General features: G+C 58.2%; 21 protein-coding genes. All 21 read right to left on the bottom strand.

Translation table 11 applies throughout. The features are described 5' to 3' along the window. Positions 1–252: 252 nt before the first annotated feature. The gene (locus LIO98_RS05965) at positions 253–1,428 is read right to left on the bottom strand and encodes a SufD family Fe-S cluster assembly protein (protein WP_291954150.1); all 1,176 of its coding nucleotides are present in this window, start codon (positions 1,426–1,428) and stop codon (positions 253–255) included. After that, complete coding sequence (locus tag LIO98_RS05960) at positions 1,428–2,225, bottom strand: ABC transporter ATP-binding protein (protein ID WP_291954147.1); 798 nt, start codon at positions 2,223–2,225, stop codon at positions 1,428–1,430. Before LIO98_RS05960 ends, LIO98_RS05965 begins: the two co-directional genes overlap by 1 nt. A 184-nt stretch (positions 2,226–2,409) precedes the next feature. Beyond that, positions 2,410–3,066 (bottom strand): TrkA C-terminal domain-containing protein, encoded by a 657-nt coding sequence (locus LIO98_RS05955; RefSeq protein WP_291954145.1) that lies wholly within the window; start codon positions 3,064–3,066, stop codon positions 2,410–2,412. An 83-nt stretch (positions 3,067–3,149) separates the two neighbouring features. Further along, entirely contained in the window at positions 3,150–4,331 is a 1,182-nt protein-coding gene (locus tag LIO98_RS05950) for a glycine betaine/L-proline ABC transporter ATP-binding protein (RefSeq protein WP_291954142.1), read from the bottom strand. Then, positions 4,324–5,214, bottom strand: coding sequence for an ABC transporter permease subunit (locus tag LIO98_RS05945; RefSeq protein ID WP_291954140.1), 891 nt, complete (start codon positions 5,212–5,214; stop codon positions 4,324–4,326). The genes LIO98_RS05950 and LIO98_RS05945 overlap by 8 nt, the downstream gene beginning before the upstream one ends. Before the next feature lie 19 nt (positions 5,215–5,233). Further along, positions 5,234–6,247, bottom strand: a complete 1,014-nt coding sequence (locus LIO98_RS05940) for a glycine betaine ABC transporter substrate-binding protein (protein ID WP_291954137.1) — start codon at positions 6,245–6,247, stop codon at positions 5,234–5,236. Positions 6,248–6,743: 496 nt separating this feature from the next. After that, complete coding sequence (locus LIO98_RS05935) at positions 6,744–7,379, bottom strand: N-acetyltransferase (protein WP_291954134.1); 636 nt, start codon at positions 7,377–7,379, stop codon at positions 6,744–6,746. Between the two features lie 83 nt (positions 7,380–7,462). Then, on the bottom strand, positions 7,463–8,119 hold the full coding sequence (locus LIO98_RS05930; protein WP_291954132.1) for a TetR/AcrR family transcriptional regulator: 657 nt from the start codon (positions 8,117–8,119) through the stop codon (positions 7,463–7,465). Positions 8,120–8,521: 402 nt separating this feature from the next. After that, positions 8,522–8,917 (bottom strand): 30S ribosomal protein S9, encoded by a 396-nt coding sequence (gene rpsI / locus LIO98_RS05925; protein WP_034441771.1) that lies wholly within the window; start codon positions 8,915–8,917, stop codon positions 8,522–8,524. Between the two features lie 18 nt (positions 8,918–8,935). Next, positions 8,936–9,370 (bottom strand): 50S ribosomal protein L13, encoded by a 435-nt coding sequence (rplM, locus tag LIO98_RS05920; protein WP_291954125.1) that lies wholly within the window; start codon positions 9,368–9,370, stop codon positions 8,936–8,938. A 171-nt stretch (positions 9,371–9,541) separates the two neighbouring features. After that, entirely contained in the window at positions 9,542–10,585 is a 1,044-nt protein-coding gene (locus LIO98_RS05915; protein WP_291954124.1) for a nicotinate phosphoribosyltransferase, read from the bottom strand. A gap of 13 nt (positions 10,586–10,598) precedes the next feature. Next, entirely contained in the window at positions 10,599–10,826 is a 228-nt protein-coding gene (gene secG, locus LIO98_RS05910) for a preprotein translocase subunit SecG (RefSeq protein WP_066742800.1), read from the bottom strand. 61 nt (positions 10,827–10,887) lie between these two features. Further along, the gene (rdgB, locus tag LIO98_RS05905; protein ID WP_291954120.1) at positions 10,888–11,493 is read right to left on the bottom strand and encodes an RdgB/HAM1 family non-canonical purine NTP pyrophosphatase; all 606 of its coding nucleotides are present in this window, start codon (positions 11,491–11,493) and stop codon (positions 10,888–10,890) included. Continuing rightward, on the bottom strand, positions 11,484–12,248 hold the full coding sequence (gene rph, locus LIO98_RS05900; RefSeq protein ID WP_291954118.1) for a ribonuclease PH: 765 nt from the start codon (positions 12,246–12,248) through the stop codon (positions 11,484–11,486). Before rph ends, rdgB begins: the two co-directional genes overlap by 10 nt. Position 12,249: 1 nt before the next feature. After that, positions 12,250–13,119, bottom strand: a complete 870-nt coding sequence (locus tag LIO98_RS05895; RefSeq protein WP_291954116.1) for a GerMN domain-containing protein — start codon at positions 13,117–13,119, stop codon at positions 12,250–12,252. Between the two features lie 201 nt (positions 13,120–13,320). Then, positions 13,321–14,637 carry an N-acetylmuramoyl-L-alanine amidase gene (locus LIO98_RS05890; protein ID WP_291954113.1) on the bottom strand — a complete coding sequence of 439 codons (1,317 nt, stop codon included), beginning with the start codon at positions 14,635–14,637 and terminating at the stop codon, positions 13,321–13,323. Then, positions 14,615–15,976: a TldD/PmbA family protein gene (locus tag LIO98_RS05885; RefSeq protein WP_291954110.1), complete on the bottom strand. Its 1,362-nt coding sequence runs from the start codon at positions 15,974–15,976 to the stop codon at positions 14,615–14,617. Before LIO98_RS05885 ends, LIO98_RS05890 begins: the two co-directional genes overlap by 23 nt. Further along, positions 15,973–17,013 (bottom strand): GntG family PLP-dependent aldolase, encoded by a 1,041-nt coding sequence (locus LIO98_RS05880; protein WP_291954108.1) that lies wholly within the window; start codon positions 17,011–17,013, stop codon positions 15,973–15,975. Before LIO98_RS05880 ends, LIO98_RS05885 begins: the two co-directional genes overlap by 4 nt. A 44-nt stretch (positions 17,014–17,057) precedes the next feature. After that, the gene (locus tag LIO98_RS05875) at positions 17,058–17,882 is read right to left on the bottom strand and encodes a PHP domain-containing protein (protein ID WP_291954106.1); all 825 of its coding nucleotides are present in this window, start codon (positions 17,880–17,882) and stop codon (positions 17,058–17,060) included. Then, positions 17,869–18,687 carry a GAF domain-containing protein gene (locus LIO98_RS05870; RefSeq protein WP_291954104.1) on the bottom strand — a complete coding sequence of 273 codons (819 nt, stop codon included), beginning with the start codon at positions 18,685–18,687 and terminating at the stop codon, positions 17,869–17,871. The genes LIO98_RS05875 and LIO98_RS05870 overlap by 14 nt, the downstream gene beginning before the upstream one ends. After that, positions 18,674–19,246 carry a phosphodiesterase gene (yfcE, locus tag LIO98_RS05865; RefSeq protein WP_291954101.1) on the bottom strand — a complete coding sequence of 191 codons (573 nt, stop codon included), beginning with the start codon at positions 19,244–19,246 and terminating at the stop codon, positions 18,674–18,676. The genes LIO98_RS05870 and yfcE overlap by 14 nt, the downstream gene beginning before the upstream one ends. Between the last annotated feature and the right edge of the window lie 3 nt (positions 19,247–19,249).

Below are 19,249 nucleotides of genomic sequence, written 5' to 3'. Positions count from 1 at the left end.
AATTAAAAGAGATTGTCCCACAGGTTCAGGACTGGGGCCGCTTGCGTCCATAAAAAAAATTTCTCCCTTCTCAGGCATAATGCCCGATTTTCCATAGCGTCAACTAATAAATTTTAGTCTTTCAAATGACAGCGGTCAAGTAAAAATTACGTGACAGATGATGCGGAGAGGCCGCCGCACACCAGCAAAACGGGCGCTCTCTTTGGTGAGAGCGCCCGCCGTTTACAGCGATAAACGCACAGCCGGTATGTATCACATCGCCCCGGCGGCTGTCGATTCCTCTATTGTCCGCTCCACGTCTTTGCGCAGCGACTCCGGCAGGCCGAGGATGTCGAGCGAGAGGAAGCCTTTGATGATCAGAGACTGCGCCTCGGTCTCGGAGAGGCCGCGCGCCATGAGGTATTCCGTCTCCTCCTGGTTTATCTTGCCGACCGCCGCCTCGTGCGACATCTCGAGGTCTTTGTGGCGCGCCTCAAGCTCCGGTATCGCGTGGATCTTACCCTGGTTAGAGAGCAGCAGGCCGTTGCATTCCAGGTGCGCCTTGACGCCCGCCTCTTCGCCGATGAGGTGGCCGCGCGCGTAGATGTCCCCGCCGGTGGAGACGGTGCGCGAGACGATCTCCGCGCGGCTCCCCTTACCGCGCAGGTAGACGCGCGAGCCGGTGTCCATCTTCGAGCCGGGGCCCGCCATCAGCACGGTGTTGAATGTGGCGACGGAGTCCTCGCCGTTGAGATAGACCGTCGGGTACATCTGCAGGTCTTTCGCCGGTTTGAGGCAGATGTAGTTGGAGATGTAGCGACCCCCCTCTTCGACAACGACGACGGTGCGCGGACGCACCGACATCTCCTCGGCCCAGTCGTGGACCATCGTGAAGGAGAGTGTCGCCCCCTTCTTGACGTACATCTCGGAGACGCCGACATGGAGGCCGGAGCGCACGTTGGGGCCGGAGGCGCAGCCGGAGATGATGTTTAGCTCCGAACCCTCCTCCGCGATGACGATATTGTGCACGTCCTGCGCCAGCGCGTCCGTCTTGATGTACATACAGGCCTGGACGGGATAGTCGACCTTCGCGCCCTTTTCGGCGCGGATGAAGTATCCGCCCTCGGAACGCTTCGCCGCCAGTTCAGTGAAGGGGTCTTTTTCTTTCTCGATTATCTTCCAGCAGTAGTCTTTGAGCCCATCATACTTAAAGAGCGCGTAGGAGATGGGCATCAGCTCCACGCCCTTGAGGTTAGCGTTGCAGTAGACCGTGTTATGGTCGGCGTGGACAAAGGTCCCCGCCGCCTTCTCCTCGTCGTCGATACCGGCCCGCAGAAGCCTTTCACGGTCCCCGGCGGGGAGTTCGGCGATATTTTTTATTTCGTCATGGACGGGAGCGTCGGCTCTGAAATCGTCCAGATGTTCGTCCACACGGAATTCTTCTTTCATCAGCCCTCACTCCTTTCGCAGCCCGCGCAGCGGAAGCATTCGGTATAGCCATGGCTCCTTATCTCACCGAGCAGTTCCAGGGCGTTGCCCGAGCAGACTATTTCGCCGTTCATCAGCACATGTCCCTTATCGACATAGAGATGATCCATTATCTGCCCCGTATGCGTGATGATGAGGCCGGATTTGTAATCGGCGCGGCGGCTCTTGATCGAGCGGCGGCAGGCCGCGCCGTCAAAGCTGTCGCGTCCAAGGGCGATGCGCGCCGCCTTGCCGATCAGCGCCATATTTTCCAGGTCGACGCCCGATTCCGGCTCGTCGAGACAGACGAGCTCCGGAGACTGGAGGATTATTTGAAGCATCTCCGTGCGCTTCATCTCTCCGCCGGAGAGCCCGGCGTTTATCTCGCGGTCGAGGAATTCTTCGGCGTCGAGCTTCGCCGCCGTCTTCTCGATCTCCTCCCGCGAGAGGTCGGGGCTGCCGAAGGAGATCAGCGAACGCAGCGTTACTCCCTTAATCGTCGGCGGACGCTGGAAGGAGATGCCTACCCCCAGCCGCGCGCGCTCGTCGATGGTCGCGCCGGTAATATCACGTCCCTTAAAATATATCGCGCCGCGCGTTATCTTATAGCGGAAAAAGCCGATCACGGTATTGAGCAGCGTCGTCTTGCCGGAGCCGTTGGGGCCGAAGAGCGCGTGTATCTCGCCCTCTCCGACCGAAAGCGAGACCCCCTTTAAGACCGCGCGCCCCTCCACGGAGACATGCAGGTCCTCTATTTCCAGTAATTTATCACCAGTCATTGGCTCAACTCATCTTCTTTCGTACCCAATTTAGCGGGAACGTTCCGCTTACATATTACTTGAAGTATATATCTTAATTAAAATTTGTTAAAGCTTCGGTGCGCGCGGACCGCGTAACGACATCCGCGCCGGAGGCCAAACCTCCGGCGCGGAGCATTGCGCGCTATGTTTCCTGATAAACTATCTACATATTGGCGTTTGAGAGGGAGAGTTCGCCTTTTGTCAGGTGCAGCACCCGGTCGATACAGCGCTCATCCCCCACGTAATAGAGGACGTCCCCCTCGCGAAGGCCCATGTGCGGTCCCGGGGAGAGCATACAGGCGCCGCCCCGCCCGATAGCGACGATCGTCGCGCCGGTGTTCTGCCAGAATTTCAGCTCGGAGAGGCTTCGCCCCGCGCACGGCGCCCCCTCCTGGACCGCGGCCTCATAGGGGGTGAAGGGGTTGCTGGAACGGAACTGCTCCGCGTGGCTCACCAGACTCTCTATCTCGTCCTTCAGTTTGCCGCACTGGCTGAATACCTCTTCGGCCATTTTTTTAATGCTGTGCCTGTACCCCGACAGGGTCTTATAGTCTTTGGACTGCCGGAGAAACTTCATGGCGTTGTCATAGGAGATGATATGCACGCCGCTGCCCTTGGTCGCCTCGACAATGCCGAGATCGGCCAGCACGGCGATGGCCCGCCTCGCCGTCTCCGGCGAGACGGAATATGTGCTCGCAATGAGCGAACGGGCGTATATCCGCTCCCCGACCCTGTACTGGCGGTTTACGATCTTCGCCGCTATATCCACCGCGACCTGTCTGTAACGGGGACTGCTTACCGGGACATCTTCCTCTGTCATCAACAGAAAACCTGCGCTTTCCTCTTTGATATGTATGGTTCCGATAGGGAAAATACTATCACAAGCGGCATAAAAGGCAACCGTCATACCAAAGAAGAGAGCACCGCCGCGCGGCTCACGATGCCCTTCAGCACTCCGTCGGGATCAACGACCGCGATCGGATAACGGGTGCCCGCGGCGAGAGGGATGATGTCGCTCAGCAGGGTATCCTCCGTCGTCGTCACCGGTTCCCGCTCGACAGCCTCGGAGAGCGGCGTCTTGTCCCGCAGGCATTTCAGCGCCGCGTCCATCGGGATCACGCCAACGAGCCGCATCCTGTCATCTACGACGTAGGCGCTGGAAAGATTGCCGTGGCTCATCTCGCGAATCGCGCCGGCGGGGTCGTTTCTCACGCGGATCAGGCAGGTTGGCACCGTCATAATGTTCTTCGCCGTCAGCACCTGCGAGCGGTCGGCTCCCTCAATGAAGGAGCGCACATAATCGTCGGCCGGATTAGCGGACATCTCCTCCGGGGTATCGACCTGAATTATCCTGCCGTCTCTCATGATCGCGACGGTATCTCCAAGCTTGAAGGCCTCGTCGATGTCGTGCGTAATGAAGAGGACTGTCTTATTGAGCTTTCGCAGTATCTGGAGGAATTCAAACTGTATCTCGCGGCGTACGATGGGATCGAGCGCCGAGAAGGGTTCATCCATCAGCAGGACCTCCGGGTCGTTCGCCAGCGCGCGGGCGATGCCGACACGCTGCTTCATGCCTCCTGAAAGGCTCGAGATCGCCTTGCCCTCCCAGCCGTCGAGGCCAACCATGCGGATAAATTCCAGCGCCTTGGCATGCCTCTCCTCCGGCGGTATGCCGCGCACCTCAAGGCCATAGGCGACGTTATCCATCACGGAACGGTGCGTGAAGAGGCCGAAGTGCTGGAAGACCATCGAGACCTTGTCGCGCCGGAACTCCAGCAGCTCTTTTTTCTTCATCGAATCTATCTCTCTTCCCTCGAAGAGAACGTGCCCTGAGGTCGGACGGAGAAGCTGATTGAAGCAGCGCACAAGCGTCGACTTCCCGGAGCCGGAGAGACCGATGATGACGAAAAGCTCTCCGCGCTTCACCTGAAAGTTCACGTCCCACAGCGCGACGGTGGCGCCGGTCTTGGAGTAAACCCCGGCCTTATCGGAGCCCTCCTCCATCATACGCACCGCTTCCCTCTTCGGAGAGCCGTAGATGACAGAAAGATTGCGGGCCTCGAGGATGATCTCCGGACTAACCATCGGCCTCTTCCCCCAAAACGTCCTGCCGTTTGACGGCGACCTGCGTCAGCCGGTCAAGAATTATCGCGAGCATGACGATGCAGATGCCGGGGAAGAGCGCCCGGCCGACCTCCACGCGGTTCGTGGCGATGAGTATCTCCATGCCCAGCCCCTTCGCGCCGATGAGGGCGCAGGTGACGACCATCGACATCGCCATCATGATCGTCTGATTGACACCGGCCATGATGGTCGGCTTCGCCTGCGGTATCTGTACCTTCATGAGCGTCTGAAGCTTCGTCGAACCAAAGGCATAGGAGGCCTCAAGCATCTCCTTATCGACATATATCAGCCCGTGACTCGTCATACGCACCATCGGGACGATCGCGTAGGTCGCCGTCGCGATCAGCGCCGGAGTCATCCCCACCTGAAAGAGCAGCACCGCCGGCACCAGATAGACCCACGAGGGCATCGTCTGCATCGTGTCGAGAATGGGGCGTACGATCCTGTTGGCCCGCGGGTTGACGGCGAGGAATACTCCCAACGGAAAACCAAGCGCGACGCAGACGGCCACGCCCATGACAACTATACTGAGCGTCTCGATCATCTCGTTCCAGAGCCCGCAGCTGCCGATGAAGACAAGCATCGCCCCGTAAAGCGCCCCGACGTACCACTTCTTCATCAGATACCACGAGAGCAGCGCGACAAAGAGCACGATCACCACCCAGGGAACGGAGGAGAGAAACCACCGGACACAGTTGATCATAAAGATGATCCCTGATTTTATAAGCTCCAGTCCGCTCCGGTGGTCACGGGCGAACTCCATCACCATGGTATCGATCACCTTGCCGGCCTTAAACTGCCAGCTCTGCGGAAAGTTCAGTATATACTGCTGTACGAAGTCCATAAAAATCTCCGCCCCCGTATCAATCAAGCGTCTTCAGGTAATCACGCAGCTTCTTCGCATTTTCCTCCGGCAGCCACTGCTCCAGCAGTTCGTCATTGCCCTTGAGGAGCCACACCGCGGTCTGGTCTATGCCGTCCTGCGTCTCGTCGAGATGCGCAAGCGCCTTCGAGATGAGGCTGCTGCCAGTTTTGTATCTTTTAAAGAACTCTGCCAGTTCCGGAGCCTTGGTGAGAAACTTTTTGCTTGCGACGATCTTCAGCTCCTGATCGGGAAAGGCGCTCTCTCCCTTGAGGTAAAGCGCCGCGTCGTAAGGCCTGTCGTCCAGCAGCACAAGGTCCAGCCTGCCGGTGACCGCCGTCGGCTCGTAGCAGTATCCGACCCAGGGGAGCCCCTGGTTATAGGCCGAGGTCAGCGAGGCGAAGAGCGTTGATTCGTCTCCGAGCCGTACATATTCATAATGTTTGTTCAGGCCGTAGGCCTCATACTTTTTGTAGAGGATCTCATCCGCCATCCAGCCGGGCAGGGAGCCGTAGATACGCCCGCGCCCCGCTTTTTCATCATCGGGGAAGACCTGCCAGTATTTTGCGAGGTCCGCGACGCTCTTTAGCCCCGGAGCCAGCGCCTTGATGCCGCGGGCGGGGTCTCCCTCTATCACATAGCGCGGCACATAAAGTCCCTGCTTGCTGTCGGGGACCAGCGTTCCAAGGTCGACGATATCTCCGCGCGCGATATCGTCGGGATATGACGGCACGTTGAAGGTCCAGCTTTCGATATCGAGATCGACCTCCCCCGCGAGCAGCGACTGCCAATTCATCGTTGAAGAGGCGGCCGACGTTCCAAATTCGTAGCCGTCATAGGCATGCTCGACCACAAGCTTCGCTATCGCGTTGTGGAGGTTCTGACTGTCCCAATTGTTCGCGCTCGCCGTAATGACGGTCTTCTCCGTCTCCTTCTGGCCAAAGGCCGTAAAAAGCCCGGCCACTGCCAATACCGCTGCTGCGGCCAACAAGATATTCCTGCCTTTTTTCGTCATGCTTTTCCCCTCTTTTCCATGAATTTTGTTTTTCCTTGACGGAGCGGACGAAGAAAACAGTAACGAAGAGACCAACAGCAGGCTCTTATCAGCCTCTAAATAAAGGAACGCGGAACCGCCCCTTTTTATGAATACCCAACTCTAACGAGGTAAACAAAGACAACATGCCGTGACAGCCTGCCGTCTTTCCACAGTTTCAGCGACGCTGTCCGTACTGTTTTTTCGTATCCGCCCATACAAGAACAAATAACAACTTTATACTACATTTAAAGTTGTTACTTTGTCAAGGCATATGTCGAAAAGAGCGGCCTTCATAAATTTAAGAAAGAGGAGAACGGCGCGGGAGCGAAAAAACGAGCTCCGCCGCTGACGCGGCGGGGTTCGTCGTTGACCTCGGGACGCTATGGCGTGAGGCAATTATCCGGTTTTATCAATATGATCTAAAAATTTAATTTTATTGAGCCTGTCATATCCATCCGACATGGGATAATTCGTCTTATTCGACGAAAGAACGGCTCATAATATAAAATTCATCCTGGCTGGGCTGATATTTTTTCTCCATTTTTTCCAGAGCATCGTCATACTGCATGGCCTCCTGCTCCGAGATCGCCATCACCGGGCTGTCGTAGTAAGACCATTTTCTGCCGTCAAAGACATTAGGGGTAAGTTCTTTTACCATCATCGCCGCGGGGAACTTATTATTCTCCAGACAAACGTTGTATTTTTTGCAGCTCTTGAAACCGCTGCTCACATAGTTTACCGGACTGCCGAATATGACGACGGAGTCATAGCCAAGCGCCAGCGCCTCTTGAAATGAATGCTCCATGAGCATCTTTCCATAGCCCTTTCTCTGATGTTCAGGGGCGATGCAGACGGGGCCAAAGGTGAGTATCTCTTTTTTCGTCCCCGCTTCGTCGATCAGCTTAGCTTTCGTGTACATGATATTTCCGATCACCTGCCCGTCAAGTTCGAGCACAAAATCAAGCGCCGCGACAAAATCCTCATGCCCGCGCATGATATGAACTAAATAATGTTCCGCGCACCCGGGAATATAGAGGTTATAAAAGGCCTTTCTGGTGATCTCCTCTACTGTTTTGTAATCTGTTTCTCTTTCGTTTCTTATCTTTATCACTGCTAATTCTCCTCATTTCTTATTAATACTGCCTTTAACGAACGCGGGCGTCCATTATTTCCGCGTATCCGGCACGAAGCCATTCAGCTTTTATGATCTCCGCCGTCGGCCGCTTCTTCGCCCTCCGAGGCATATTTTTCTATGAACCCTTCAACATGCGCCGTAAAAAGCTCCGCCGCCGCTCTCTTTTCGGGCTCGCTTGAGGCGGCGTCGGAGATACTCAGCAGCAGGTAAAAGGGAGCGTAAAAATCCACCGCCATTTGCCTGGGATTTCCCTTATGCCAAAGCCCCCGCCCCATCATCTCACGAAATAAATCTTCCGTATAACCAAGCGGCCCGCTTGTAAAGGCCCGGTGATACAGCTCCGTCAATTCCGGATTCCGATATTGTTCCAGCGTCAGCATCCTGCGAAAATTACAGGCGGTCTCATCCTCCGACCAATAGCGAAACTGCGCCTCCATAAATGTCTTTAGCCCCTCCACGGTGGTATAACGAAACGGCAGGGGCGTCTCGTCAAAGGTTTTCTCGGGAACTTTTGATGTTTTCGCCCGTTCCGCATCCAGCTGAAAGATATGCGCCACGATGCTGTCATAGATGTCGCGCTTGTTTTTGTAGTGCTTATAGAGAGCGCCCTTCGTCATGCCCAATTCTCCCGCGATCCGGCTCACGGAGACCGCCTCATATCCATCCTGCGCAAACAGCCGAAGGGCTGTTATGAGGATTTTTTCCTTTGTCCCCATCTTCTTACGCCTCCCCATAAGTAAACGAGCGTTTACTGAATATTATAGTAAACGCTCGTTTACCTGTCAAGACGGCAAATTTTATGAATCTGCCATTCTACAGGTCAAATGGACAGTGGCAGCCTCCTGGGCAGCGCATTGATCACCCGCCGCCCCACAGCACCGACCGCTCAATGTTTCTGTTTGTAAATTTGAAGCCTCAGACCTAAGGCCGCTGCGGATTGATAATTTTTTATGTTCCTGTAGAAGTATGGCCCGCGTCCTTCGTTAAACGGATTGAAATACAAAGAAACGGCGCTGCCGAAGCAGCGCCATTTCCTGAAAGTAAGCTTATGTTGTGTGACAAACACCGCCAAAGGCGAATGGTTTTTGTCTTTTGAACCGCAAGCGGCTCCCGCGCGATTAACGCTTTGAGAACTGCTTGTTCGCGCGCGCGCCCTTGAGTCCGACCTTCTTGCGCTCGACCATACGTGAGTCGCGCGTGAGGAGTCCGGCCTTTTTAAGCACGGGGCGCACATTGGGATACATCTTGAGCAGCGCTCTCGCCACGCCGAGGCGGATGGCTCCGGCCTGTCCGGTGAGACCGCCGCCGTGGGCATTTACAAAGACGTCTATTTTGCCTTCGACACCCGCCGCCGCGAGGGGCTCAACAGCCTGCGAGGCCCAGTAGAAACGGGGGAGGTAGTCTTTTACTTCACGGTTATTGATGAGGAACTGTCCTGTGCCTTCGCAGATGCGTACACGGGCGATAGCGTTCTTTCTTCTGCCTGTTCCCCAAAGGAATTTTTTGTCTGCCATTTTATTCCACCTCTATCCTTAGTCTATCTGCTCGGGCTTCTGGGCCGCGTGCGGATGCGCCGCTCCGGCATATACCTTGAGTTTGCGGTACATGTCGCGGCCAAGCTTCGTCTTCGGGAGCATTCCCCATACCACGCGCTCTACGAGGCGTTCGGGGCGGCGCTCAAGAATCTGTTTGTATGTGAGCACCTTAAGTCCGCCGGGGTGTCCGGAGTGCTTTGAGATGGTGGACTGGGTGAGTTTATTGCCGGTGAGGCCTACCTTCTCGGCGTTGATGACGACCACAAAGTCACCTGTGTCCACGTGGGGGGTGTAGGTGGGCTTGTGCTTGCCGGAGAGTATGCGGGCTATCTGTACTGCGAGACGGCCAAGGGGCTTGTTTTCAGCGTCAATGATGTACCATTTGCGCTCTACTTCTTCACCTTTGGCCATGAAGGAACGTGTGCCTATCATGGATCTTCCTCCTTAAGAAAGAGAGTCAATTCTTTGTTTTATTTTTCGTTTTATGTCTCAAAGCGTTTTCTACCGGCTCCCTTCTGCCGTGGCATACGCCTCCTTACGTAACTTCGGAGGCCGGCATGGGAGACACTCCCGGCTGTCGTGGGGGAGAGCCGGGCAGCGGGACTAGAGCACGCGTTTAAGCTTAGGATTCGGTATTATTCCGGGCAGACGGCCCCTCTTCGCGACCGGCTTGCCGTTTACCATTTTTATGTCCATCGTCATGTCGCGCTGCGCGCCGCTCGTGATGTAGCTGCCTACGCCGTATACGTCCGCGCCCGCTTCGTTCATGACCTTTATGCGTTCGGGGGTCAGGCCGCCCGTCGCGATTATCTGCACTTTGTCGAAGCCCGCCATATTAAGCCGCCAGCGGATCTCGCGCACCAGCTCCGGGGTGACGCCGCCGCGCTCTCCGGGGGTATCCAGCCGTATGCCGGCAAGCTTATCGCCGAGAGCTTCGGCAACCCGCATCGTCTCTTCCGCCTCGTCTTTGAAGGTATCTACGAGGACGATCCGCGGCTCTTCCGCGGGGACCTGCGCGTCGTAGAGTTTCGCCAATTTAACCGTGTCGCCGACCATCAATATCGCCGCGTGGGGCACCGTGCCCTTAGGCTCCTCGCCGCAGAGCTTCGCGGCCAGGATACAGCTCATTGCGCTGCAGCCGGCGATCTTCGCCGCGCGCTCCATAACCGGCGCGATGGCGGGATGGACGTGGCGCGCGCCGAAACAGAGGACGCTTCTGCCCTCCGCGGCCTCGACGCACTCTTTGGCGGCCGTAGCCCAGCCGGTCGACGAGGCGAGCATTCCGAGGAGCACCGTCTCATAGAGGCCGAACGATTCATAGGTGCCGCTGATACGCATCAGCACCTCTTTCGCCTCGAAGCTTTCGCCCTCGGCAAGCGCCTCCACCTGTGGAGGGTTCAGGAGTTTGCGGAAGAGATTCAGGACCTCTTCCGAGCCGGCGAAGGTTCCCCTTTTGCGCGTGAACACTTCGGCGACCACTGGGGTCTCAAGAAGTCCCGCCGATCTCAGGACGTCACGTGTTTTAAGAAAATATATATCCGTCGTCCAGCCCGTGAGTATCTCCTCATGTGTCGCGGAAAAAAGCCGTCCGCCGACGTGTTCGTATGAGGCGATATCTTTCTGGCCGTCCAGAGGTTTTACGGTCATATCGTCGTCCTGCTTACCTGATGACAACCTGAAGTATCGAGATGACCATGAAGGCCCCCATGAGCACCGCCGTGACCTTCGTAAGGCCGGACATGCGCTGCCAGGTGCCGCTCATATCTGCCTGCGTTCCGCCACCGCCGAACGCGCCGGTGAAGCCGCCGGATTTCCTGTGCTGCATCATTACGACAGCGATGAGAGCCAGACAAACAAGGATGTGAATTATTCCAAGAAGAATTTTCACAAACCACACCTCCAAAATTTTCTAGATAAAGAGACAAAGCCGCAGCTTCGCCCGAGTATTTTTACATACCACGTACAGCGTATGATTGTACCACAGGTATGAGCTTTTCGGCTATACCTTTTACGGCCATTGCGCGGTGGGAAATTTTATTTTTTATTTCGTCACCCAGTTCGGCAAAGGTCCTGTCAAAGCCGTCGGGGACGAATATCGGGTCGTAGCCGAAGCCGGACTCGCCCGCCGGTTCGCGCGTTATCCGCCCCGGACAATATTTTGTGACCGTAAGCGGCTCTTTTTTATCAGGAAAGACTACCGCGACGGCGCAGGCGAAGCGTCCGCGGCGGTCCTCTTTATCCTTCATCTCTCCGAGCAGCCAGTACATCCGGTCCCGGTCGCTGCCCTCAATAATACGCGCGGAATGTATCCCCGGGATTCCTCCGAGAGCCTCCGCCTCCAGGCCGCTGTCGTCGGCAAGCGCCGGCAGGCCGGTGGCCTCGGCCCAGGCCCTCGCCTTGAGCAGCGCGTTTTCCGCATAGCTCTCTCCCGTCTCGTCGACCTCAAGCGGCTTTTCAAAGTCGCCGCCGAAGAGAAGTTCGACGCCAAGCGGTTTCAGCTGCGCCTTCATCTCGCGGTATTTTCCCCTGTTTGTGCTCGCAAGGATCATCTGCATTTTTCAAACAGCTCTCTCTCTTCTTCACTGAGCGCGAGTATTTCGCGCTGTTTTTGGTGTATCTCCGAGATGCCGCTCCAGCCGAGGTCGATTATCTGCGCAAGCTCCGCGTAAGAAAAGGAGCCGCCCTCTCCCGTCCCCTGCAGTTCGATGAAGTCTCCGGCGCCGGTCATAACAAGGTTGGCGTCAACCTCAGCCGTGGAGTCCTCCTCGTAGCAAAGATCGAGCATCGGCGTTCCGGTTACCTTTCCGACGCTGACGGCGGCGATCTGGTTCTTAAGTGGGATGGCGGCGATTCTCTCGTTCGCGCGAAGCCAGCGCAGCGCGTCGAAGAGGGCGATGAAGCCCGCCGTAATGGAGGCGGTGCGCGTGCCGCCGTCGGCCTGGAGCACGTCGCAGTCAATGGTGATCGTCCGCTCGCCGAGCTTCGTCATATCAACCGCCGCGCGCAGAGAGCGGCCGATGAGCCGCTGTATTTCGCTGCCGCGCGCGTTCTGTTTTCCCCTGCTGATGTCGCGCGGGCTGCGCTGATGCGTCGCACGCGGGAGCATCGAGTATTCCGCGGTTATCCAGCCGCTGCCGGATCCGCGCATGAAAGGCGGGACCTTTTCGTCGACAGAGGCGGTGCAGAGGACATGGGTGTTGCCCCATCTGACAAGCGCCGACCCCTCGGCGTAACGGCTGACGGCGCGCTCAAAGGTTATCGGGCGCAGCGTCTCCACGCCGCGCCCGTCTATACGGATCAATTCAGCCATTTTAATTGGTCCTTTCCCAGGGCTGTGTGAGGTCCACGGGGGTTTTGTCGGTGATCTCCTTGGAGTTCACGTAGAATTTTACCTTTTTCAGCGGCGGGAAGTTTTCCTGTACCGTCTTGGTAAAGCCGCTGAGCAGCTTCTCCGCCTTGGCCTTGCCAAGGCTCTTGAGCGAGCTCTGGAAGGAGGGAGTCATGTTGAGATAGAGCCAGTCTCCGCTCTGGAATATTTCGTTTATGGAGACCGCCGGGTCGAGCGCCTTCGTCTCTTTCAGGCTGTCAACGTACATCGACATCACTTTCGCGATGTCTTCTTCCCTCGTGCCGCCGCCGGTTATATCGATGCCGCGGCTCTGGAAGCCATCGCCGTCTGGCAGATAGAGGGTATATTTCGTATTGGAGGCGGGAGTCTCCTCCGTCGCCGCTGATTCTTTGACCTCGGAGCCCGTGCCGTAGACGCTGCCTATACGCTCTCCGCCCTTTTTGTCGGACCAGCTGAAGAAGTAGTTGGTGGCGAGGTAGCCGCAGGCAAAGAGGATGATCATCAGCGCGACCCAGGCAAAGACACGGACGATTTTGGGAGCTTTGGAGCCGTAATTTTCCTCGTCCTCCTCCTCGTAATCGTAGTCCTCTTCCTCTTTCAGGCGCTTTTTGCCGCGGCCGCGGCGCAGGGTGCGGGACTCTTCCTCTTCCTCCATCTCGCGTTCGCGCAGCGATTTGCGGGGACGCGGCGCGCGCAGCTCTTCGAGAACCTCTTCGGCCTCTTCTTCGCGCCCCTTTATGATCCCGCGGCGGCGCACGGACGGAGAGTCGTAACTTTCGTCCTTCTTATCCTGTATCACAAAGTGCCGCTGTCTTCCCTCTGAATCCCTCATTAACAGTCCTCCCAATCTATCTCTCCGTATCATAATCGCCAGCAAAACACCGGTCAAATATTTTCGTCCGTTCGGCTGCGGACGGGAAAACGACGGCTTTCGCCGTCAGGTTCGGTTTTCCGCTCAGGGCGAACGGGCGGCCCATACTCACTGCGCGGGCCGGTGACCGGAGCGCAGGCCGCCATATTCAATCGCTGTTGCCTATCTCTGCGTGGGATGCGCCTTGATGTACTGCACGATCCCCTGCGCAATGCTGCGGCAGAGCGCCTCCCTATAGGAGGCAGAACTGAGTTTTTTCGCCTCCGCGGCGTTGGTGAGATATCCCATTTCAACGAGTACGGCGGGCATTCCCGCTCCGCGCAGAACGAAGAAAGGAGCCTGCGCCACCTTCCGCATCGGCATGGAGCCGGACTTCGCCGCCTTGTGCATAACCTCGGCCAGCGCCGTGCTTTCACTTATTTTATCATTTTGCTGCATGTCTCCCAATATCTTGAGCAGCAACTGCGTCTTTTTGTCGGCGTGCTGCGCCTCGGCGGCGCTGTCCACACCGGCGGAAATTTCTTTGTTTTCCGCGATGGCCAGGTTCATCGCGTCTTTGTCAGAAGGAAGGGCCATGATGTAGTATTCAAGCCCCGCGACGTTCGACCGTCCTTTGGGCATCGAATTACAGTGAAGGCTTATAAATACGTCGGCTTCGTTTTTGTTCGCGAAGGCGGTACGCTCCGCAAGTTTCAGATAGACGTCCGTCCTGCGCGTAAGCCTCGCGTCGATCCCGTACTGGCGCAGTATCTCGCCTAGCTGGAGCGCCGCCTTGAGATTGATGTCCTTCTCACGCACGCCGTTTGCCGCGGCTCCCGGATCGTGCCCGCCGTGCCCAGCGTCAACGACGACGATCGGGCGCGCCTTGCCGCTGAAAGCCACGGCAGGTGCGGCTGGGGTATATTTTTCCTCCGGTTCGGCCGGCTGCAGCGCGGGTTCCGCCGGCGGGATCTTTACCGCCTGCTTCTTTTCCGGTTCGGCGGGTTTTTCCTCCGCCTTCGGCTCCGCGGTCTTCGGCTGTACGGCAGGCTGAGGCGCGGCCGAGGATGCGCCCCAGCGGAAAGCGGCCGGTTTGCCTATCGCGGCGTAGAAGTAACCGAAGGCCTCGGCCACCGACTTGGCCTCGCCCCACCAGTGGCCGTCCGTATTGCTCACCGGCAGAGGGAAGCTGATGATGCTTCCGGCGGCGCGCACGACGTTCGAGGCGTTCCAGAATTCGATCTTCTTTCCCTCCAGCACCACAATGATCGAGGAGGCGTCGCTCTTGGGTATGAAGCCGAGCGACGAGATGACCTCGTCGACGGCGACCTCCTGCATCGTTCCGTTACGGCGCATCGTGACGTCGCCCTTTTTGACCTCCCCGTTCCAGAAGGAGAGGCTCTCCGCGGCGAAAGCGCAGGAGGCCGAGAGGATGAAGAGCGAGAGGAGCCCCGTTATAAGTCTCGTGAATATTTTTTTATTTACCTGCAATGACAACATTATCAACCACCAATGTTGGCGCCGCCACCGAACCTGAGTATTTCAGATCGGAGGCCGCCGCCGAGATATTCTTCATAAATTCTAGCAGATTAGAGGCCATCGTGACACCGCTTACCGGCGTCGTGATCTCGCCATTCTCTATCCGATGTCCCTTGGCGCCGATCGAAAAATCACCGCTGATCGGGTCGATGGTGTGCAGCCCCATGAATTCCGTTACGTACATCCCGCTGGCGATCCGGGAGCGCAGCGCCTCCGGGCTCTCCGTCCCCGCCTCGAGGATGAGGTTCGTCGTTCCCACGTCGGGCAGCGAGGACATCCCGCGTGAGCAGTTGCCGGTGGAGCTGACGCCGTCCTTTATCGCATACTGCAAATTATAGAGGAAGGCGTTCGCCTCGCCGTTTTTTATCAGCTCCGTGCGTCCGGTAGGAACACCCTCGGAGTCCCAAGAGGAGCTGCCGGGCTTCCAGGGGATACGTCCGTTGTCCGTGAGATTAAGACAGGGAGAGGCGACAAGCTCTCCGAGACGGCCCTTCATCATCGAACGCCCGCGGTGCACGTCGGAGGCGCAGAATAGGCCTCCGATGACGTCGACAAGCGCGGCGGCCGTCTCCGGCTCTATCATTATGGTATAGCTTTCGGTGTCGAGCTGCGTGCCGCCCAGCGAGGCAACGGTCTGTTCCACCGCCGTACGCGCGCTCTTTTGGATGTCCAGCTCGTCCAGGCACAGCGCCTCCATTCCATAACCGCCCATCTCGGTAAACTCACCGGACTGCGCGAGCACCATAACGCCGCAGTTGGCGCTTGAGCCCTCTTCCCAGCCCGAAAGTCCCTTCGTCGTCGCGAAAAAGGAGGCTCCCCAGCCGTCACGCCAGGAGGCGGAACGGACCGAGACGACGCGGCTGTCGAGCGACCTCGCCTCCCGTGTCATTTCAAGACAATATTTCATGCGGTCGGCGGCGGTGATCTCTCGTATCCGCCCGTCCTCCGCCTCAAGCTCCTCGCAGCGCACCAGCGGCCCGTCGTAGAGGGTGATGCCCTCCTCCGGCTCCGAGGCCAGCGCGTTGTGGAGACTCCACTCGACGAGCGAATCCACGGAGTCCCTGTCGAGCCGGCTGCCGTAGGCGATACCCTGCCGTCCGTCGGACATTATCGTCCTGATGCCGATGCCGGCGGAGGAGCCGGAGACACACTCCTCCGTTTCACCGTCCTTGAGCGTCAGCCCGCTGCCGCCGCCCTCGCTGTAGAGAAGGTCCGCGCCCCAGGCGCCCTTTCGCGAGGCGAGATCGAGCATGTGGGCGGCAAGCGCCTCTATTTCATTGTGGGGTAGAAATTTTATCACGCCGAAAGGACCTCCAGGATTATCGCGGCGGCGCGCTCCACATCCTCGCGGTCAACGTCGAGATGCGTCACAAAGCGCGCGCGGCGCGGCGAGATCATGTGCGCCAGCAGCCCCTTTTCAAGACATCTCGCCTCAAATTCCGCGTCGCCGACCTGCCCCTCTTTGAGGGGGAAAAATACCATATTCGTCATATTGGGACGCTCTTCCACCTCTACGCCGCCCCTTTTGAGCAGATCGACGAGCAGCGCGGCGTTGGCGTGATCCTCTGCGAGGCGCGCCACGTTATTTTTCAGCGCGTAAAGCCCCGCGGCAGCCGCGATCCCTACCTGCCGCTGCGCGCCGCCGAGGCGTTTGCGCCACTTCTTCGCCCCCTCGATCAGTTCATGCGAACCGCAGAGCATCGAGCCGAGCGGCGCGCCAAGCCCCTTGGAGAGGCAGAACTGCACAGAATCCACCTCGTCGGTGTACCTTCTCACGTCGACGCCGTGGCGGACAGCGGCGTTGAAGATACGCGCGCCGTCAAGATGGACGTGGAAGCCGAGGCGGCGTCCCTCGCGCGCGGTCTGCGCGAAGCGGTCCGGCGGCACCGCGATGCCGCCCGTGTAATTATGGGTGTTTTCAAGCGCGAGTATCGTCGTATCTGGGTGATGGACGTCGTTGTCGGCTCTGCTCGCTACGGCGAGCTCCGCGGGATCGGGAACGCCCTCGTCGTCAACCAGCGGATAGGGACAGAGCCCGGCGACAGAGGAAAAGCCGCCGACCTCGGCGCACCACACATGGGAGCGCTTGCCAGCCAGCAGGCTCTCTCCGTGGCGTCCGGCCGTCGTAAAGGCGAGAAGGTTGCCCATCGTTCCCGAACAGGCAAAGATCGCCGCCTCTTTACCCGTTATCTCCGCGGCATATTTGCAGAGCGCGTTTGACGAAGGGTCGTCGCCGTATATGTCGTCTCCCACCTCGGCGGCCGCGATGACGCGGCGCATCTCCTCCGACGGCCTGGTGACTGTATCGCTTCTGAAATCCATTATTTTATGATACATTTCCTTTTACCTCCTGCGGTATTTATCCAGAGAATCCTCTTGTTCTATCTTATACCCAGCCTGGCCCACGGAAGAAGATCTTCGCAGACCGGCATGCCGAGCTCCGTCCCGGGGCTGTTGCCTCCGTGAAAATCCGAACCGGCGGTCGCGTAGAGGCCAAACTTCCCCGCCATCTTCAGATGGCGGTAGGTCGTCTCCGGCGAGTTTGCGCCGTAGATGGCCTCCATCCCCCACAGCCCGGCCCCCTTGAGCCTGGAAAGCAGCGCCTCCAGCCCTTCGTCGTCAAGCCGGCACTGAAAAGGATGCGCCAGTACCGCCACGCCGCCCGCCTCGCGGATGAGCGAGATACACTCCTCCGCGGAGAGCCTCTCGCGCGCCACATAGGCCGCGGCCCCCCGCGCGAGATATTTTGTGAAGGCCTCCGTGACACTGCCCGCGTAGCCCTTATTTATCAGGAGCCGCGCGATGTGCGGACGGGCGACCACCTCGCCGCCCGATATCTCGCGCGCTTCGTCTATGGCGACGTCCAGCCCGAGCGCGCGCAGCTTTTCGCAGATCAGAAGGTTGCGCGCGTCGCGCCTTTCGCGGATATAGCCCAGCCGCTCCTCCAGCCTGCCCGCTCCCGGCGATATCCGGTAGCCCAATATATGAAGCGTAAAGGGAGCCTCCGCCGAAAGTTCGATCCCGCAGAGCCCCTTGACCCCGTCTTTGACGCAGGCCCTCATAAAGGGAGCAAGCCCGGCGGTCGTATCATGGTCTGTCAGCGCCAGCAGCGAAAGTCCGCGCCGCCGCGCCGCCGCCGCGAGCTCCTCCGGCGTGAAGGTACCGTCGGAAAAGCGGCTGTGCACGTGCATATCAATCAGGATCATCGACGCCGTCCTCCTCTTCAACGACCTCCGAAGCCTCGAACATATACAGCTCCTGGCCGATGATCATCGCCGCAAGCGAAAGCTTCGCCACATCCTCCTCGCTGAAGGCTCCCGCAGTACCGGCCTCCAGCTGGAGCACGCCGAGCTTCTCCGCCCGCGCGGTGATCGGCACGGAGATCAGCGAGAGCGCGTCCCTGTCCAGCGGCTGATCCCGCCCTGTCGAGACGCGCGGAATATTTATCGGACGTCCCGAGGTGAATACCTTCCAGGGAGTGCCGCCGTTTCTCTTCAAAGCGCGCCCCGGCTGGCCAAAATGGTCCGGTATGTAAAGACAGCCTTCGATATCGGCAAGGATAACGAAGACGGCGGCGGCGGGAGCCATCTCCTGCATGCCGCGCCAGGCGTTTTCAATTATCGAATCAAAATCGGGAGCCTTCGCGAGAGAGGCGGCGAAGGTCTCAAGCGCCGGTATCAGGCGGCTCGTGCGGTCTCTGAAATAGAACATATAGGCGCTCATCGTAAAAAACAGCACAAAGAGCGATGTAATCTCCATCCAGGTAAATATCCCCGCCACCGCGACCACCACGGCGGTCCCGGCGCAGATAACAAGGTTCGTCTTATAGGGCCAGCGGCCAAACTCGTTCAGTCCGATGAAGACGGCGACCAGCACCGCCGTAAAAAAGGCGAATACGCCGAATATACAGCTGAACGCGGCCCCCGCCGCGAGAAATACGAGCCAGAGCACCGAGGTCCAGAACCTGCGTGGTCTGAATACCGGCGGCACCCCGCTCTTACCATTTTTCAAAGTGAAGTTCCCTTCCGTCGAGAGTCATTATCCTGATGCCCTCGCCGTCAAGAATCGCGGCGCTCTCCGGGTCCCGCCCCTTCGGTATCGTCGTCGAGCCGGGGTTGAGGAAGATCACTCCCCCCTCGCGCACGAGCGAGCCGATATGCGTGTGGCCGGATATTGCAAGATCCACCTTATTGTAGCGCGCCATCTCGCGCAGCAGTGAGAAGTTGTCACCGTGCATCATGAGGATCTTTTTGCCGCGCCATACCAGAGAGACGCACTTCTCCATCTCCGGTTCGAGCACCATGCGGTCGACGGCGGCGTCGCAGTTTCCCTCGGCGATCAGCACCCTGCCGCCCCCGTGCTGAAAACCGTTTATCGCCTCAAAGAGATCCGCGGGTGTGTAACCTCCGGGGACGCTGTTGCGCGGGCCGTGATAGAGCACGTCGCCGGCGTGCAGGATCGTCTTCACCTCCGGGCCGAAGAGCGCGAGCGCCTTCCGCCAAGCGGGGAAACTTCCGTGTGTGTCGGATAATACGCCGATTTTTTCATCATCTATCGTGATAACGGACATTGT

This window comes from Cloacibacillus sp., assembly GCF_020860125.1.
GTDB lineage: Bacteria > Synergistota > Synergistia > Synergistales > Synergistaceae > Cloacibacillus.
This window is presented reverse-complemented; position numbering and strand designations above follow the sequence as displayed.

What these genes read in the sequence shown, in the direction of transcription:
- LIO98_RS05940 (WP_291954137.1), bottom strand. Translation starts at nt 6,247, where the DNA reads ATGACGAAAAAAGGCAGGAATATCTTGTTGGCCGCAGCAGCGGTATTG.
- LIO98_RS05930 (WP_291954132.1), bottom strand. Translation starts at nt 8,119, where the DNA reads ATGGGGACAAAGGAAAAAATCCTCATAACAGCCCTTCGGCTGTTTGCG.
- LIO98_RS05965 (WP_291954150.1), bottom strand. Translation starts at nt 1,428, where the DNA reads ATGAAAGAAGAATTCCGTGTGGACGAACATCTGGACGATTTCAGAGCC.
- LIO98_RS05875 (WP_291954106.1), bottom strand. Translation starts at nt 17,882, where the DNA reads ATGATCCTGATTGATATGCACGTGCACAGCCGCTTTTCCGACGGTACC.
- rpsI (WP_034441771.1), bottom strand. Translation starts at nt 8,917, where the DNA reads ATGGCAGACAAAAAATTCCTTTGGGGAACAGGCAGAAGAAAGAACGCT.
- LIO98_RS05945 (WP_291954140.1), bottom strand. Translation starts at nt 5,214, where the DNA reads ATGGACTTCGTACAGCAGTATATACTGAACTTTCCGCAGAGCTGGCAG.
- LIO98_RS05955 (WP_291954145.1), bottom strand. Translation starts at nt 3,066, where the DNA reads ATGACAGAGGAAGATGTCCCGGTAAGCAGTCCCCGTTACAGACAGGTC.
- rdgB (WP_291954120.1), bottom strand. Translation starts at nt 11,493, where the DNA reads ATGCAGATGATCCTTGCGAGCACAAACAGGGGAAAATACCGCGAGATG.
- LIO98_RS05915 (WP_291954124.1), bottom strand. Translation starts at nt 10,585, where the DNA reads ATGACCGTAAAACCTCTGGACGGCCAGAAAGATATCGCCTCATACGAA.
- LIO98_RS05890 (WP_291954113.1), bottom strand. Translation starts at nt 14,637, where the DNA reads ATGTTGTCATTGCAGGTAAATAAAAAAATATTCACGAGACTTATAACG.
- LIO98_RS05895 (WP_291954116.1), bottom strand. Translation starts at nt 13,119, where the DNA reads ATGAGGGATTCAGAGGGAAGACAGCGGCACTTTGTGATACAGGATAAG.
- LIO98_RS05960 (WP_291954147.1), bottom strand. Translation starts at nt 2,225, where the DNA reads ATGACTGGTGATAAATTACTGGAAATAGAGGACCTGCATGTCTCCGTG.
- rplM (WP_291954125.1), bottom strand. Translation starts at nt 9,370, where the DNA reads ATGATAGGCACACGTTCCTTCATGGCCAAAGGTGAAGAAGTAGAGCGC.
- rph (WP_291954118.1), bottom strand. Translation starts at nt 12,248, where the DNA reads ATGGCTGAATTGATCCGTATAGACGGGCGCGGCGTGGAGACGCTGCGC.
- LIO98_RS05880 (WP_291954108.1), bottom strand. Translation starts at nt 17,013, where the DNA reads ATGTATCATAAAATAATGGATTTCAGAAGCGATACAGTCACCAGGCCG.
- yfcE (WP_291954101.1), bottom strand. Translation starts at nt 19,246, where the DNA reads ATGTCCGTTATCACGATAGATGATGAAAAAATCGGCGTATTATCCGAC.
- LIO98_RS05950 (WP_291954142.1), bottom strand. Translation starts at nt 4,331, where the DNA reads ATGGTTAGTCCGGAGATCATCCTCGAGGCCCGCAATCTTTCTGTCATC.